Source organism: Gordonia sp. 852002-50816_SCH5313054-c, assembly GCF_001665925.1.
Classification (GTDB): Bacteria; Actinomycetota; Actinomycetes; order Mycobacteriales; family Mycobacteriaceae; genus Gordonia; species Gordonia jacobaea.
In genome coordinates this window covers 1-16,804 of the sequence record NZ_LZTE01000069.1, presented here as the reverse complement: position 1 = coordinate 16,804, position 16,804 = coordinate 1, and the positions used below count along the sequence as shown (strand labels likewise).

At 61.3% G+C, this 16,804-nt stretch carries 11 protein-coding genes and 1 pseudogene; 3 read left to right on the top strand and 9 right to left on the bottom strand.

Translation table 11 applies throughout. The features are described 5' to 3' along the window. Positions 1 to 72: 72 nt before the first annotated feature. From A5788_RS24355 to A5788_RS18595, 6 genes and pseudogenes are all read right to left on the bottom strand, one after another. On the bottom strand, positions 73 to 423 hold the full coding sequence (locus tag A5788_RS24355) for a hypothetical protein (RefSeq protein ID WP_010844931.1): 351 nt from the start codon (positions 421 to 423) through the stop codon (positions 73 to 75). Between the two features lie 296 nt (positions 424 to 719). After that, the gene (locus A5788_RS24350; protein ID WP_020169780.1) at positions 720 to 1,772 is read right to left on the bottom strand and encodes a hypothetical protein; all 1,053 of its coding nucleotides are present in this window, start codon (positions 1,770 to 1,772) and stop codon (positions 720 to 722) included. 159 nt (positions 1,773 to 1,931) lie between these two features. Further along, positions 1,932 to 2,414, bottom strand: a pseudogene (locus A5788_RS24615) (TniQ family protein); the annotation flags it as partial. Beyond that, positions 2,380 to 3,453 carry an ATP-binding protein gene (locus A5788_RS18605; RefSeq protein WP_006369929.1) on the bottom strand — a complete coding sequence of 358 codons (1,074 nt, stop codon included), beginning with the start codon at positions 3,451 to 3,453 and terminating at the stop codon, positions 2,380 to 2,382. The gene A5788_RS18605 and the pseudogene A5788_RS24615, both read right to left, overlap by 35 nt. After that, positions 3,450 to 5,459, bottom strand: coding sequence for a helix-turn-helix domain-containing protein (locus A5788_RS18600; RefSeq protein ID WP_079931101.1), 2,010 nt, complete (start codon positions 5,457 to 5,459; stop codon positions 3,450 to 3,452). The genes A5788_RS18605 and A5788_RS18600 overlap by 4 nt, the downstream gene beginning before the upstream one ends. Further along, positions 5,456 to 6,088 carry a TnsA-like heteromeric transposase endonuclease subunit gene (locus A5788_RS18595; RefSeq protein ID WP_231895601.1) on the bottom strand — a complete coding sequence of 211 codons (633 nt, stop codon included), beginning with the start codon at positions 6,086 to 6,088 and terminating at the stop codon, positions 5,456 to 5,458. Before A5788_RS18595 ends, A5788_RS18600 begins: the two co-directional genes overlap by 4 nt. Positions 6,089 to 6,351: 263 nt before the next feature. On the opposite strand from A5788_RS18595, the gene lon reads away from it, so the two are divergent. Continuing rightward, the gene (gene lon, locus A5788_RS18590; protein WP_064866038.1) at positions 6,352 to 8,688 is read left to right on the top strand and encodes an endopeptidase La; all 2,337 of its coding nucleotides are present in this window, start codon (positions 6,352 to 6,354) and stop codon (positions 8,686 to 8,688) included. Positions 8,689 to 8,783: 95 nt separating this feature from the next. Here lon and A5788_RS18585 read toward each other — a convergent pair whose 3' ends face one another. Next, positions 8,784 to 9,452, bottom strand: a complete 669-nt coding sequence (locus A5788_RS18585) for a fasciclin domain-containing protein (RefSeq protein ID WP_049700497.1) — start codon at positions 9,450 to 9,452, stop codon at positions 8,784 to 8,786. A 218-nt stretch (positions 9,453 to 9,670) separates the two neighbouring features. Here A5788_RS18585 and A5788_RS18580 point away from each other — a divergent pair, with 218 nt between their 5' ends. Next, the gene (locus tag A5788_RS18580; RefSeq protein ID WP_064866035.1) at positions 9,671 to 11,233 is read left to right on the top strand and encodes a molybdopterin-dependent oxidoreductase; all 1,563 of its coding nucleotides are present in this window, start codon (positions 9,671 to 9,673) and stop codon (positions 11,231 to 11,233) included. Positions 11,234 to 11,299: 66 nt separating this feature from the next. On the opposite strand, the gene A5788_RS18575 is transcribed toward A5788_RS18580, so the two are convergent. Then, a complete protein-coding gene (locus tag A5788_RS18575; RefSeq protein ID WP_049700450.1) occupies positions 11,300 to 11,827 on the bottom strand; it encodes a DoxX family protein in 528 nt (175 codons plus the stop codon). Between the two features lie 212 nt (positions 11,828 to 12,039). Between A5788_RS18575 and A5788_RS18570 the strand changes: the two genes are divergently transcribed. Continuing rightward, positions 12,040 to 12,417 (top strand): hypothetical protein, encoded by a 378-nt coding sequence (locus A5788_RS18570; protein WP_064866033.1) that lies wholly within the window; start codon positions 12,040 to 12,042, stop codon positions 12,415 to 12,417. Between the two features lie 535 nt (positions 12,418 to 12,952). Here the strand turns inward: A5788_RS18570 and A5788_RS18565 are convergent. Continuing rightward, entirely contained in the window at positions 12,953 to 16,633 is a 3,681-nt protein-coding gene (locus A5788_RS18565) for a sulfite exporter TauE/SafE family protein (protein WP_064870659.1), read from the bottom strand. Positions 16,634 to 16,804 lie beyond the last annotated feature (171 nt).

Genomic DNA, 16,804 nt, shown 5'->3' with positions numbered 1-16,804 from the left:
ACCACCGACAAGCGTGAGACGTCAACGATGTCCCGACGACACGACGTCAAGCATGTCCCGAGCCCTTACACGTCACACGTCGGCAACCCACCGGTGGCGGGTGGAGCCGTCGTGCTGGTACTCCGTCTCCAACTCTTGAAAGAACTCAGTGATGTACATGCTGGAGCGATACGGGAAGTACCGAACTTCGTCGACGTTCTGGGCATCGTCGCGTCCGAGGTTGCCCACGACGAGGTTTCCAAGAGCTTCGAGGTTGCGGCGACGGAACTTCACATGGGCATTGTTGCAAGCGACGCCGACGAATGCCCACACCTCGCGCGACCCTGCGGGCGATGCCCGATCAAGACCGAGGCGTTCGACTACCAGTTCGTCGGACCATCCGGGTAGCGTGTCGCAAGGGTCGGTTCCGAACTCGGCGGCCATGCCGTCGGCGGCAGGGAGATTGCACGCCCTGGTGGTTCTCGATCAATTTCCCACGGTGTATAGCGTGGACTTGCGGCGTTGAAGGTGTGCTGCAGGAGGATTTCCATCAGTGAGTTGAGTTGCCCGACTCCTTTGAGCCCGTGGCGTCGGTATGACTCATTCGCCTCGTAGACATCTGCGCGGCACATGTGCTGATCCGCCTCAAGCGTTCCGCGGTAGAGTGAGGGCATTCTCGAAGCCACTGACGAGCGCGAGTCAGATCTGTTGCCGGAGTGTCCTGTCTGCACGTAGCTCCTTCAAGGTGGGCGCCATTCAAGTGGCTCCTCGCCGAATCCCAGGTCAGGCAACAGGCTGTTTGATCGGATTGTGGACCACTGCTCGCGTACCAGGTTGCGCGCCGAGCTGAGATCGCCGTCGTTGGAATCCTCAGAGTAGAGCGATTCTGTCGCGAACTCGGCGGCCCCGCCGGTGTAGACCTCCCAAATCGCGACGGCTAGCGCGTGTGGAGTCACTGCTCTGAACGTGCGGCTCGTGCTAAGAATTCTCGCAATGGAGATCGTGAGATCTGGATTGGCAAGTTGAAGCCGCCGGCGGTGGTAATCGATAGGAGGCGGGCCGGTGAGCAGTTCCCGGGTCTGGTTCTCGATCTGATCCAGGGTGTCGGTCCAATCGCCGCTGCGCTTGATCTGGCGGATGAGTAGTGGTGGGTAGCGCGAGAATTCGTGAGGCAGTCCTAGCGCGAAAGCGATATGGCCCCAAGGTCTCGCGGTCCCAGACCGTGCAAGGAGCATGGAAAGGACGGCGCGATCCTTCGCAGTCGTGTAGTCGCGGAATCCCGTCCAGTGAACTTGAGGTATCGACGAGAGAGGAATGTGGTTGCCCGGGATCTCGTGGGCCGTCGGATAACGGGCACACCCACTAGCAACTCGAAACGTCAGTTGTGCCGTCGGCGATAGCTTTTCGGCGAGCGGGGTGATGGCGAGGTGGCCGATAACCGCATTCGTCCGACTACGGGGCAAATCTCGGCCGTCCCTGAGAAGCCAGGTTCCTGGAGTAAGGACGCTCTGCTCTACGGCGAGCGAATGAGCCGCATGAACGTCCTCCTCGCAGAGGATGGACTTTACCTTGAGGAGTTGCTCGAGGCACGCGGCGTCAGGGTCGCTTGCTGCTTGACAGCTCATAATGGGCTTGCCCAGCGTCAGAGCCGCGTCGAAGTATTCGCGTGTACTGAACCGCTGACCGCCAAAGCTGTTCGTCGAAGGCTCTGATGCACCGCGTGCGAGTTCGAGAATCCAAACCTGAGCTTCAACGATCTCGGGGGCAACCCTACGGAACTCGACGTCGCGCAAGTCGTGGCCGCAGTATGCGTGTCGAGTTCTTGGTGTTCGGGGGCGATTGTCGCGCTGCGGACAGGCCCAGTTGGGGTCGGTGCTATTGGGCCAACTCGTGCCCGCCCACGGCGTCTCGGCGCACCGAGGGCAGTTGGTAGGCATCAAGATCGCATGTTCGACACAGACGCGGTGTAGCGGCAGTGACCATGTCGAGTTCCAGTATCCTTGCTGAGCAAGGCATTCGGGACAGTAGGAAGGGTCGAGGGGCATCGATTCCGAAGACTTACCGTACCGTTCCCAGTGCGTGCGAAATGCGGAAACAGCCTCGGATATGAGTCCTGCCCGGAGGTATCGGGCTCGTTCGTCCGGTAGCCCCACCGTATCCACAATCAAATCACTGTGCTCAGCGATATGCGCAGAGACTCGTGTGGGGGACCAGGCACTCGTTGGAATCCCGAGTTCTCGGAGTAGCGCGCGTGCGGTGAGTCCGTAGCGGTGGCCGAAACGGCGCAGCCAACTCGGTGCGGTCTCATCGTCCCTGGGGGCGACGAGTATGGGAAGCCGCCGCGGGTTGTACCCGTCTGGTATCGCAATTGCGGAGGGTAGTTGCTCCGCGTCGGTTCTCTCACCTCTTGGGAGTGGTGAGCCGCTGAGCGGCATTGTCAACGACGACCTCCTCCAGGATGCTCGCAGTAATTTGCTCGGTGCCCGTCTTAATAGCCAGATAGGCGGCCCGATCGAGCAGGTTCGTCAGTGAACCGATGTGCCCTTGCGTTCGGCGGAAGAGTTCCTTGCCGAAATCGGATAGTGTCCCAGGCGTTTGCGCGGCGAGCATTAGGTGCAATTCGAGGGCGTTGAGAAGCGAGATCCAGGCGACGTTGCTGGCATCGGAGTCGGTGTTGAACGGCGCGACGCGTGCACGTGTGGCACGGCGGGCAGTCTGTGCGTACACGGCACCGTCATCGCCTCCCAGGCCCTCGTCGAAGAACTTCTTCTCTGTGAGGCGTACACCGACGTAAATGAACGTGACCGCCATTTCGTTGGCCAAGCCCTTCAGATGATTGCTTACTTCGCGACCGTGACGGTCTCGAAAGTCGATGAAGTGAAGGTCATCGATGACAATTATCTGAGTCTCGCAGCTCCGTACGCAGTCGACCGCGAGCGCACCCAAACCAGAAGTATTCGCACCAGCTACCCCCAGATGGCCATAGAAGGCGAGGATCTTTCTGTTCAGGCCCTTGAGGGTGATTCCAGCATCGAGCGGGATGAAGGCGACCGGAATACGCTGATCGCCTGCGGCGGTCTCGCTGCTGAGGCGGCGAATTGCAGTTCGATGGAACTGCCTTGCGTAGCGGATGGCGATGGTGGTCTTACCGAGACCTGGCGGGGCGTCGATCACGACCGATCCGCGGAGGCGGTCGCCATCGCGACGGTTGGACGCCATGACTTGATCGATGACAGCGAAGGCGTGCGTGAGTTGAGCTGTCTTGACAGTCGGGAGGTTGGCATTCCATACAAAGCGAGCTTCGTTGTAGTCTTCGCGCTCGTCGTCGCTGAGCGCTGCGATCTGTCCCTTCGTGAGGAGTTCCAGGCTCGCGCGCGGCGGCGAATGCACGAAGTCGTGCCAGCCCACTTTTGACGCCAGGTTGTAGCGATGCGGTTGATTGTTTCGAAGCCATAGTGCCCATGGGTTACTCATTCGTCGAATACCTCATAGCTCGAATCGTCTGCACCTTGGTACTTCTCAAACACATCGAGGTCATCGTCCAAATCCCAACCTGGAGGGCGACGTTCTGCTCTCCTCGCGAGAAGGTCGATAACTCCTGGCAGTGATGCAATCTCGTCGTCAGGTTGGCCATCGCCAGTATCGCTTGCCGTGGAACGGGTGCTGGCCAGGCGTCGTGCGAGGGCGCGGTCGCGCTTGGATTTGGTGTTGCCTTTGGACCACTCATCGAGGAGGTTGCGGACGGCGTCCTGTGGGTCGACATGCCGGTTTTCGCGGACGGCCAGAAGCTTGGTGTAGTCGGCGGCGTCCGAGGAGAAGGGCTGGTCGAGTCCACCTGCGTGCTCCCAGACCAGAGGCGACCATTTGCCAGATGAGGGGTCGCGGAAGTACACGCGTCGAACATCGCCGCTGTCTATGTGGATTGGCCATTTTCTAGCCTTCGGACCACCGAAGTTGGACTTGCTATTCCGGTAAGGGTTGAGCGCCGCGCCATCGTATCGGCGCCCATCCACTTCTATGCCATAGTGCTGGATCGTGCGCCACTCCACATTGAGAAACTCGTACGCAAGGTCCGGTGAGGACGGGATGGTGAGTCCACCGGCGCGAGCCAGGCCGATCTCGTACATTTCGAGCGGTGATAGCTCGAGGCCGGGCGTCTCAGGGAGACACAAGCCTTCGTGTTTCGACCGGTGGTACACCCGAGCTGTCCACTCGCGAATTATCGACTCAAGCTCGGCGACGTAGTAGAACGCTTGACTCTCAATGTCTTCACCGCGGTGATAGACGTCGGGTCCCTTGTAGCCCGGCAGTTGCTGAAGCAGGCCGAGCCGAATGGTCTTGAAGAAGCGTTCGACAGTTGGCTTGTCTGACGCCTTCTTTACGATCGCAGGCTGAATCGAGATTCCGAGTCGCGCACAGGCGGATCTGACATGGTGCGAGAGGTAGATCTTGCCATGGTCAACAACGATTGACTCGGGTAGGCAGCCTGGGATGCTCGGAGTGGCATCGTCTGCGGTCGGGTCGTCGCGTTCGATTGCGATCGAACTAGGCACGCCGTGAAACGGCCACGCTCCGTCGTCGACCGGTTCTTGGGGCGTGACCGACTGGTGTAACACATTGGCCACGTCGATTGCCTTGGTTGAAATCGGGGTCAGGCGCAGACCGACAATGCAGCGTGTATAGAGGTCTTGCGCCACAGTGAGTTCGACCGGCACCCAACGCAGCGTGATCGGCTCCATCGCGAACACGTCGAGGCGCGTTGTGTCGAGTACGAAGTACTCTCCGGGGCGCGTGGCGCGCAAACGGCCATACGGGGCCTCCGGCCGGTCGGCGGCGATTCGCCGTGCCTTTCCGCTGCCAAATGAATAGCGACCCTTGGAGAGCTCGTCCAGCCAGCGGTAGGCGGTCGCATTGGATGGGGTGGGCGCCAGATCGGCGCCACACCGCTCGGTCAGCAGATTGTTGGCCTGGTCGATTACTATGTTTCTGCTGGGTGTGGATTCGCGTGTGTACCGATTGAGTACGTCGAGGCACGCCTCCCGCCAGAGTGGGTCGATCGGCGAGCGCTGCTTCCTTGCTTCGACGAGGCCGGCTGGTCCTGACTCTTGATACGCCTTCACCCAGCGTTTGACGGTGCGGTCAGACATGTTGTGTGCGAGAGCGACCGTTTCGGAGCTGCGACCGATAGAGTCGCCGCTGTTGTGATGCATCTCCAGTACTGCTTCGACGACGGCGAGCCGTGCGTTGTAAGTCTCTTGCTGTTTCTTCGTAAGATTCGAAAGCAGTTGTCCGGACGTCTCGCAGGGCCTGCGAGGTGCGTCGAGCGGCTGAGAAGACCTCACGAGGTGTGGAGTGCTCACCGCTCGTGTGCCGCGATCCGATTCGACTATCGACCGACTGTCGCTGATCTCGACTATGCGGACCACGGATCCGTCGATCCACACCCGATCGCCAACAGCAAGTCGATAAGTGTTGCTCATACGGCCTCGGCTCGATGGATCAAGGTGTTGTCGCCGAATGGCCGGGTGAGATCGGCCGTGAAGGTGCCCGTCCACAGAAGCTCGAGGACGATGTGTCGAGGCCGTGCAATCCGCTCGGCTGCGAGTGTGGCTTCAGCGTGCGCGATTGAGAGCTCCTCTGGAAATCGTTCGAGCACCGTCTGGAACAGGGCCGCGCGCGACTCGCGGCGAGCCTGAGAAGCGAATCTGATGTTGTTGATCAACGCCGAGTCCTCGCCGGTCCAAACCTCATAATCGGCGGAGAGGCGCTTGGACACCACCTTGGTCCACGTGAACACGGCCTTGACCTCGTCTTTCTGCGCGATTCGTGGATTCTTGACGTCCACGACCAAATATGACCCATCAGCCCGCGTCAGTAGGAGATCGGGACAGTGGCGTCGGCCGGTACCTCTGTCGTCGCCGGTGATCCAGAAAGGTTGCGCCGTGATCCAAACGACTTCGGGATCGAAGTCGGCAAGCAAGATGCGGTCGCGTTCGAGAAGGCTTTCGTAAACCACGTGGTCGGCTGTTGTACGGGTCCAAAAAAGACCTGGATAGTGGCGTTGGCCGGCGTGGGACGGTGGCAGGCGCACTGGCTGGGCTCGGGCCATCGAGCTGATCGAGTGATCCCTGACCTGACTGATGGTCTCGTCACCGGCTTCGGTAACGAAGCGAATCTCGGTCGCACCGATCTGATCAGGCATTTTGCTATCGTGCCGCATGACAGCCCGATGAGAACGATGACACGCCTATGACAAGCCGATGAGAAAATGACACGTTCGGTGAGAAGCTACACCGCCTCAGGCGAAATCTGCCCGGGAACAAACATCCTGCCACCCAGGTTGAGTCCATCAGACTGAACTTTGGAGGTTAAATGTCTGACACGTATTCAGTGCCCGTCCTCTTCGTTCCTGATCTGGTCGTCCTGCCCGGCATGGTTGTGCCGGTGCCTCTCGACGACGCTGCTCAGGCGACAGTGGACGCGGCCCGGGCCAGTGAGTCCGGAAAACTGCTGGTCGCTCCCCGCCTGGACGACCGGTATCCCACCTATGGCGTTCTGGCGTCGATCGTGCAGGTCGGGCGTATGCCCGGCGGTGTGCAAGCTGCCGTCGTCAAGGGCGAAACGCGCGCCCACATCGGCACCGGAACCACCGGCCACGGCAACGCACTGTGGGTCGAGGTAACCGAGGTCGACGACGTCGAGGCGACGCCCGAGACCAAGGCGCTGGCCGCCGAGTACAAGAAGCTCGTACTGGCCATGCTGCAACGTCGTGAGGCGTGGCAGATCATCGACGCGGTCAACAAGATGACCGACCCGTCGGATCTCGCCGACACGTCGGGCTACTCGTCGTGGCTCGACGACGTCCAGAAGCGACAGCTCCTCGAGACGCCGGATGTCGGTGAACGACTGCAACTGCTGATCGACTGGACCAGCGAGCACATCGCCGAGACCGAGGTCTCCGACAAGATCGCCGACGACGTCCGCAACGGGATGGAGAAGCAGCAGAAGGAATTCCTGCTTCGCCAGCAACTCGCCGCAATCCGAAAGGAACTCGGTGAGGACGAGCCCGACGGTGCCGACGACTATCGCGGTCGCGTCGAAACGGCCGATCTTCCCGACAACGTGCGCGAAGCCGCACTGCGTGAGGTCGGCAAACTCGAGCGCGCCAGCGACCAGTCACCCGAAACCGGTTGGATCAGAACATGGTTGGACACCGTGCTCGATCTGCCGTGGAGCGTCACCACCGAGGATTCGACAGACATCAAGGGTGCCCGCGAGATCCTCGACGCCGATCACCACGGTCTCGACGACGTGAAAGATCGCATCGTCGAATATCTGGCGGTGCGTGCCCGACGTGCCGAGCGCAAGCTGCAGGTCGTCGGCGGACGTGGTTCCGGTGCCGTGATGGTGCTGGCCGGTCCTCCCGGTGTCGGCAAGACGTCGCTGGGTGAGTCGGTTGCCCGTGCGCTGGGGCGCAAGTTCGTGCGCGTCGCTCTCGGCGGTGTGCGCGACGAGGCTGAGATCCGCGGTCACCGTCGTACCTATGTCGGCGCACTGCCCGGACGCATCGTGCGTGCCATCGGCGAAGCGGGATCGATGAATCCCGTTGTGCTGCTGGACGAGATCGACAAGGTTGGCTCCGACTTCCGGGGCGATCCCGCGGCCGCGCTGCTCGAGGTCCTCGACCCCGCGCAGAACCACACGTTCCGCGATCACTACCTCGATCTCGACCTCGACCTGTCCGACGTCGTGTTCCTCGCGACAGCCAACGTCATCGAGAACATCCCGTCGGCCCTGCTCGACCGTATGGAGCTCGTCACGATCGACGGCTACACCGAGGACGACAAGGTTGCCATCGCCCGCGACTTCCTGCTCCCGCGGCAGGAGGAGCGTGCTGCGCTCACCAAGGATGAGGTTTCGGTGACCGAGGATGCGCTGCGGGAGATCGCTGCCAACTACACCCGCGAGCCGGGTGTGCGGCAGTACGAGCGACTGCTCGCCAAGCTGTTCCGCAAGGTTGCGACCAACGTCGAAAGCGGCAAGGCCACAACGCCTGTCACGATCGAGGAGTCCGATCTCAAGGAGTACCTCGGCCGTGCCCGGTTCACGCCGGAGTCCGAAGAGCGTACGGCTGTGCCCGGTGTTGCCACCGGACTTGCCGTGACCGGAATGGGCGGCGACGTGCTGTTCATCGAGGCCAATCGCACCGACACGGGCGAGGGTAAGGGAGGTCTGCAACTGACCGGCCAGCTCGGCGACGTCATGAAGGAGTCCGCGCAGATCGCACTGTCGTACGTCCGTGCACACGCACGCGAACTCGGTGTCGATCCGAAGAACCTGGAGGGCACGATCCACGTGCACGTTCCGGCGGGCGCGGTGCCCAAGGACGGTCCGAGTGCCGGCATCACCATGGTGACAGCCCTGGTGTCGATGGCAACGGGTCGCAAGGTCCGTGCCGAGGTGGGCATGACCGGCGAGGTCACACTCAACGGTCGCGTGCTCCCGATCGGTGGGCTCAAGCAGAAACTGCTTGCGGCACAACGCAACGGGCTGACGCAGGTGTTCATCTCACCGCGCAACGAGGCCGACCTCGATGACGTCCCGGCAGAGATCCTCGACGCCGTCACGGTCACTCCGGTGGCCGACGTTGCCGACGTCGTCGCACAGGCTCTCGAGCCGGTCGCCGACGCCGCGCGGACGGCCGCTTGATCCTGGTCGATCAACCCGACCTCTGATCGGAGATGGGGCGCACCGATTACGGTGCGCCCCATCGTTTTATCCAGAGAACCTCATCGGTGAAACGATCACATGGTCGGCGGCATGAGCACCGTGTCGATCATGTACACCGTGGCGTTTGCGGTCTTGACGCCACCGCAGACGACGCCTGCGTTGTTGACCTTGAGATCGTTGCCCGATCCGGTGACCGTGACATCCTGACCCTCGAGGGTCTTGTGTGTCCCGTCGATCATGTCGGGTGCGATCTGTCCCGAAACGACGTGGTAGGTAAGGATTTTGGTGAGCAGATCCTTATCGGTCTTCAGCTTGTCGATCGTCGCGGCGTCGAGCTTCGCGAAGGCGTCGTCGGTGGGCGCGAAGACGGTGTACTGGCCGTTGTTGAGCGTATCCACCAGGTTCACCTGCGGATTGAGCTGCCCCGACACCGCCTGCGTCAGCGTCTTGAGCATCGGGTTGTGGGATGCCGCAGTGGCAACCGGGTCCATCGCCATACCCTCGACCGAGCCACTACCCGACGGATTGGCCTTCGCGTAGTCGGCACATCCCGGCCCCACGAGCGACGCCGGTTCGGCGGTACCGCTGCTCATCGGCATTGCCGACGACGACATCGGGGCCATCGACGACGTGGCCGAATCCGACGACGAACTGCTGTCGTCAGAGCATCCCGCGATCACTCCCACGGTCAGTACGGCGCCTGCTGCTGCGAGAGTCAGGCGTTGAAATCTGTTGGCTACCATGATCGATCCCATCATTGAGGAACAAACCCACCGTGCTGTGAGTCTCGGAGGGCATTCGCAGGAGACCAGACCCCGGATGGGTGAAAAGAAAAGAAATCTCACGACCCATCCGCACAGGGCACTCGAACGAAGTACTGCAGAAGTCGACGATCGACGAGCTGACTTCGGTGAGGAGTGTGGCCATGGGTCAGCGATCAAAAACGCGTCAGCGATCCGAAATGCGTCGGCCGTTCGAAACGTGGCTTCGTGCTGTGGTTTCCGGCATGCTTGCCGTGTTCGGCGGTATAGCGGCAGGCGAGTTGGCGGCTATTCCCTTGTCTCGCATGGCCTCACCTTTCCAGGCGGTAACCGCATTTCTCGTCGACAACTCACCCGCTCCTGCTCGGGAGTGGGCCATCACGACGTTCGGAACCAACGACAAACCGGCGCTGATGATCGGTGTCGTAATCGCTCTCGCCCTACTCTCGATGCTGGCGGGCATTCTGCAGGTGGCGCGGCCCCCGGCGGGCGTCGTTCTCGTCATCCTCGTGGCGGCGTTCGGCGCATTCGCGGCGGCCACACGTCCCACCGCAGACGCGAGCTACGTGATACCGGCGATCGTCGCGGGTGTGGTCGCTGTCGCGATACTCATCGTGCTCAGTCGTAGATCGCATGTGCCGCAAAAGGTTAGTTCAGGTCCCGATGAAGTACTCGAAAACGCCGACGACACAACGAGTCCCGGAACATCGCGACGTGCCTTCCTTGTCGCGGCAGCGGTCGTGGCAGGGGCATCCGCGGTCTCGCTGGTGATTGCCCGACGGGTCGCCGACGCGGGCGGAGTGATCGCGGAGCGAGCCCGACTCGTGTTGCCCCGCGCAAAGTCTGCTGCGCCACCGATTCCGTCGGGCGTGGACGTCAACGGAGCAACCTCGTTTCTCACCAGCAATGCGAACTTCTATCGCATCGACACGGCCCTGCAGGTCCCGCAGTTGTCGACGTCGGATTGGCGGCTGCGAATCCACGGCATGGTCGATCGCGAGATCACGCTCGACTGGAACGATCTCATGGCGATGTCGGCGCAGGAGCGGATCATCACCCTGACGTGCGTTTCCAATGAGGTCGGCGGCGATCTTGCGAGCAACGCGAGGTGGATCGGCTATCCGATGCGTGACCTTCTCGCGATGGCGAAACCGCACGCCGACGCGGACATGCTGCTCTCGACGAGCGTCGACGGCTGGACGTCTGGCACGCCGCTCGACGCGATCACCGACGGACGTGACGCGATGTTGGCGGTAGGTATGAACGGAACGCCACTGCCACTCGAGCACGGGTATCCCGCTCGGCAGGTCATTCCGGGACTCTACGGCTTCGTCTCTGCCTGCAAATGGGTGATCGATTGGGAGATAACACGATTCGACCAAGCCCAGTCGTACTGGGCGAAGCGTGGCTGGGGCGTGAAAGCGCCCATCAAGACGGCCTCGCGCATCGATACCCCGGCGCCGCTGTCGAATATCGCCGCCGGGCCGGTCGTCGTCGCAGGGACTGCCTGGGCGCAGCACCGGGGCGTGCGCAAGGTCGAGGTGCGCGTCGACGACGGTGAATGGAACACGGCGACGCTCGCGACCGAATACTCGACCGACACCTGGCGACAGTGGAGCTGGACCTGGGGTGCAACGCCCGGAAACCACACGTTGTACTGCCGCGCGACCGACGCCGACGGCAAGACGCAGACCGACCAGCGGGTGGCGCCGATACCCGACGGTGCCACCGGATGGCACAGCCGCGTCGTCCGTGTTGCCTAGCGCAGGGTCACTTGCGAGACGTCCTGCACAAACACGAACGACGCGGCTGTGCTTTTGCTGTTCGGCTCAGCCGACCTTCAGTGCCAGTGCCTTCTTGCGACGAGTGAGCACGCCCGCTGCGCCTGCCGCGGACGCGACCAGCGCGGCAATGCCTGCACCCTCACGTGAGAGGGGATGCTTCACGACGGCGTCGACGGAGTAGCGTCCCGGCCCGGTCAGAGCCAGTGCGGCAGAGGCGAGTCCGAGCACGGCCGGGTACTCGAAGCCGCCCTCCTGGGCGAAGAATCCGCTGGGACGGTGCACGTCGGCGGCGGCGATCATCGCCGCGGCGCCTGCCGCTGCTGCCACGCGGGTGCCGACGCCGAGCGCGACGAGTCCACCGGCGGCCTCGCTGACGCCCGCGGCTACGGCCGACGTCTTGGCGGGCTCGAAGCCCATGTGCTGCATGCCCGCGGTCGTCCCGTCGATTCCGGGGCCGCCGAACCAGCCGAGCAGCTTCTGGGCTCCGTGCGCGAACAGGGTGGCGCCCACGGCGACGCGCAGGGTCAGCAGACCGGCATCGAGCGCGCGGGAGTTGGTTGTCTTCTTCGACATTGTTCTTAACCTTCCTACAGATATGTCCTAAGAGGACTGTAGTCCGCTTAGCGTCGAGCGGCCACGTGTCGCTGGTCACGCAGCCATCGCGGGCGTCGGCGGGCGTCGCGCAAGGTTCATGCGAGTAGGTTCCGTGCGCATGCGGGCGGTCGTAGGCTGGCCATTGAGAAGTTTTGATTGTGAAGTTGCCATTGCGATCGCGAGGAGCCGAGATGCCCGACCTGCCCGAGATCACCGACGCCGAGATGCAGACGATTCTCGAGTACGCCCAGCCGTACACGGTGTCAATCCTCCGTTCGGGACCGAACTTCAGCTCGCCCGATGCCGGACAGTTCCTCAAGGAGCACGGCCGTCGCACACTCGCGCTGCGCAAGGCGGGCGAGCTGGCCGTCGTCTTGCCCATCCGCGGCAACGCCGACATCCACGGCGTCGGCATCTTCGACCGCGACGTCGACACGGTCACCAAGATCATGAACGACGACCCGGCCGTGCAGGCGGGCGTCTTCACCTTCGAGGTCTATCAGGCCGAAGGTCTACCGGGCGACGCGCTGCCGCCCGCTGCCGCGCGCGGTGAAAGTCTGGATTGGTGACTTGGGAAACAGTGAATTTCTGGATTGGGATTTGACGGAATGTCTGGACTCGCTTGCGATATGGCTCTGACCTGGAGCTTATGTGAGGAGCGGTCCGCAGTGAATCGCTAACTCGATTGAAAAGCCAGGATGGGTCTTCGCGTATGCGACAGTCTATCTGGTGCGGGTGCTTCCGTATTCTCCCGGTGAGATCACGGTCTCCACCAGACCCAGAACGGTTCAGCACGCGGCTAACGAGCTGCTGCGGCGTCCGTACCCACGTCGCCGCGCTCTCGTTGACGGTTGGGACGGCCTGATCGCGGGATGTGTGGACGTAGCGTCGGATAATAAGCGAGGCTGCGGACGGGGTATCGCGTCCGTGACAATTGGGTTCTTGACCAGTGTGAGTCGCTGAGTGTACAAACCCGGACACAAGTGTTGTCGTGCCACGTTGCGGGCGTGCCAGCGGTTGTTGATTCGCCGTGCGCCCGAATCGTTATCGAGTGAGGACCTTCAGAGGTTCCTTGACAGATTCCAGATGTCTATTGACAAATGCTCACGGAAGTCTCGCATCTTGCAGCAACAGATACTGCGCACTAGCTCGGGTCCGCGCATCCGACTCGCTCTTAGCAAACACCGTTCCGACGTATCTTCGCCAAGGGACTGCACAAAGATAGGTGTACTCGTTGCTGAGAAAGTTGCTTAATCCACCTCGAGGCGTATGCCAACATCTCGCGTTGGGCACGTGATCGGGACCAGATATTGAGTCGAGCAGTTGACTCGCTATTCCCATGTCGCGCTCGATGAATTTTGTCGCAGATGCCAAACTCTTGAAGCGGAGCACCGTGCCGACGTCCTGGCTCGCGGAAAGCTCTAGACCAAGATCACGGAAGAGTGGAACGCTGGCCTGCTGATCAGTGAGAAGCAATAGTTGCGTTGCATTCGGTCCCAGAACCGTGCCCACCGCCGACTTGTTGGGAACGGCGATCGATTGTTGACCGGGCCTGCGTACAGAGTTCAGAGTATGGGCAAGGAGACCGTCTGCGTCGCGTGGCAGGTTCTTCCCTTCAGCAGGATCCGTCCCAACGAATCGCTCCACAGCCTCCGTCTGCAGAGACAAAGCGCGCTCGATGAGCCTGGCGTTCACCGAATCAGAGGGTTGTGTACTCGATGCGACTACCAGCCTCTTGCCTGTTAGCTGCGCACCGACCATCGCCGGCGCTTCGTCTGCCTTTGCGGCTGGAAGTTGATAGAAATACAGACTCGACTGTGGAACGATCTGCGCTGGACGCGGAACGCGGCCAGCCTTTTCTGTCGTGGCCTCGAGTGTCGCGCGGAGCACCCGTGAGAAGGTAGCCGCAGAGTCGTCGGATCTGAATCCGAGTATGTTCAACCAGATACTCATAGTACCTACGGTCGACTGATACATGCCGAATGTCGCTGCCGCGCTTGTCAGGACCGACGGCGCGAGGTAGGGCGATACCGCTGACGAGTCTTTTCCCCATATTCCGCGCACAAAGTCATCCGTCAGTGATAGCTGGGTGGTCCGAAAATGTTCGTCGACATAGTACGGATTCACCAAGGTGTCAGCCAACCGCGCCGACTCTAGCATCGTCGCGTACTCCGTGCCCGCTTCTTTGTCCTTAAGGTTTGCGGCAGTCGTGTAATAGGCGCCGCTGTCGGGAATTGTTCGGTACGTCCAGACTCCCCACGACACCAACGTGACACTCACTATCACGAGACAGGCGATGGCAGCTGTGAGTGATCTCGTCGAACTGAATTCGACCGACTTGCGGCCAACTTGGGTCTCGCGGTTCGGAAGCCGCCTGAACATCCGCTCCTGGAGTCGCGCATGCCTGAACTCGTAGCGATTGTCGTCGCGGCGTAACACCCCGCGTTCGTGCGCATCCTGGGTGAAAGCCATCACGCCGAATGGCGTTTTGTCGCACCACCACAGAAACAGCTGAGCGACCACAAACGCCCCCGATGGTGTCGAAACCCATGCCGCAACGCCAAAAGCTATTCCAGAGCCGACTATGATTGCTAAACTATTTGATTGCGTCACGTTGAAGAAAACCGGCCAGAAAGCGACCGCAGCAAATATCGCGAAAGCCGCACTGAAGATCGTAGATGCTTTGAGGTCGGTTCGGAACGACGCTACAGGCCCAAGTGGCTGAGTTATCCCTCGCGGTGGTCCCACGACAAAAGCCATCACGGAGACAAGCGTGCAAAGCACGACGTAGGTGGCGAGGGTAACCGGTCTGTTCGATGTGCCGTACGTCGTTGCCGCCCATCCTGCGCCAAGTCCCACCAGAACCCCCGCGAGGATGGCCAGGCCTATTTTGGAACGTTGGGCGGGACGAAGACGCGCAGGCTGCGAACTGTGCGGAAAGAACGCGAAGACGACACCGAAGGCGAGTCCGATCAGCAACACTCCGAGGACGTAATTCAGCCACACGATCCGCCCTGACCACGTGTCTGTCTTGACTGCAAACGCGACCGCGGCGGCGAGTAGGAGTGGAAGCGCAGACAGACTGCAAGCTACAGCAATGGCAGCGAGTCGGCGTGCGGGCCCGATCGGTCTCCTGGCTCCTCCCGGCGCCGTGAATGCGCCTAAGAGGATCGCATCTGCGGCCGCCACAGATGACGAGATTGACACCGTGATTACCACGGAGGTTGCGACAATCGCTGCCGACCAAGCGAGCAGCGTGCCGACCAGCGAACCGAAACCAACGCCGAAGAGCCCAACCATCACGATGGTGGCACTGAACGGCCCGAAAGTGATGCCACCGGCGCCGCCGATCCGCACGGCTGTCGACCATCGGCCGGTGATCCGCTCGCGTGGACGGTATTCGAGGACTCTGAAGGCGGCAATCATCGCGAACGAGAGGCCAACCATCACGATGATTGGAAGCGTTTCCAATAACGCTCCGCGAATGTCGTAGGGTCGAGACGACGCCAAAGCTGAACGGGTCGTAGCCACCAGGCCGAGCGGCAATTGGACCCAGATTCCCACGTACAGGAACCTGGCTGCCGCGCTGGCCTTTCTGAAGTCTTGCTCGGGAACTGAACTCAATGCGGTTATCGCGACGGCAGGTATCGCAACGCACAGCGCAAGTAACATCGCGCTATTCCACTCGATGCCCGATGCAATCAGCGCTAAGGTTGTGGCGACTACCGCGATCAACGCAACGACGGTAGTGGACAACATTCGAAAGAACCTGACGTTACGAGCGAGCCTCCACCAGCTAACGGTGTTGGTTCTCGATGGCCCACGCGTTGGGCCGGCATCGGTCAAGTGGTAAAGCCATTTTCGCGCCTCGTCGACCGTCGTCGCATGACCTCGACGATTGATGGTTATTGTCGAGAACCGGTAGGCGGCGTCGATGTAACCATCAAGCAAATGATCTTCGAGTCTGGTGCGCTTCTGGTAGTTCGTGCGCAAGAGATCACGGGGGCGTGTTGAGCCTGAGCTGTACACCCTACGCGCCAGCGTTAGCATCAGTGGATTGGCGAGCACTTGCGCCAAAGGTGCGTCGGGAGTTTCCTCCGCAGCGGTGATCACCGGCGCCCAACTCCGCCGGTCGCTCACCGTCATTTCCTCAATAGTCCCGAGGTTTGTAGTCCCGCCGCGATGATTGAGGTATCTGCCAGCTTCTCTGAGGGGAACAGGATCAATCACGACCTCTTGCAACGTCTTTCGGAACTCGACGTGCGCCTCTGAAGTCACAGTTTCCCGGTAGGCTTCAGTTCGACACGTCATCACGAAGGGCAAGTCGACGAAGCTTGGCTCGACAAGTATTTCCAGCAGCCGCTTGCGCGCAACGCCATCGATTTCGTCAAGGCCGTCAAATACCGGTATGACTTTGTTGTGCGCGAGCAGCCAGTCGGCGATACTGCGCGAACCGTCGAGCGTCAGCGCCTTGGTCTCTGCATATCGCGCCATCAGCATTTCGCTAATCCAGTGACCCAGGTCAGTTCGTCCATCCCACTCAGCCAGCTTGAATAGGATGGCCAGTTGGCCGTCAGGGGCTCTGCTCGACAGTTGGTCGATGGCGAACCTCCGGGCCAGATCGCTCTTCCCCGAACCCGGCTCACCGAGGATCACCAGCCTGCCCTTCGCCGTTGAGTACCACTGTGCGAGAATCCTCGATCGCCCGGTCTCACGGCCTCGCCTCGGCGTATCCAAAGACCACTTCCTGAACGTCAAGGGAATCGCGTGATCGTCGTCGATCACTTGGCGTTCCTCAAGCCTCCGATCCCGCAGAGCAGAACTGCACAATTCGTTGAGGGCAACACTCGGGTTAACTCGGGCGCGTGGTCCCGTCATACGGGCTCTTCGAAGTTGAGCGGGCAATGCCTGGTCAGGGCCGCGGCGTGTCGTTGAGGTGAGACGCCCCTGGTCTCC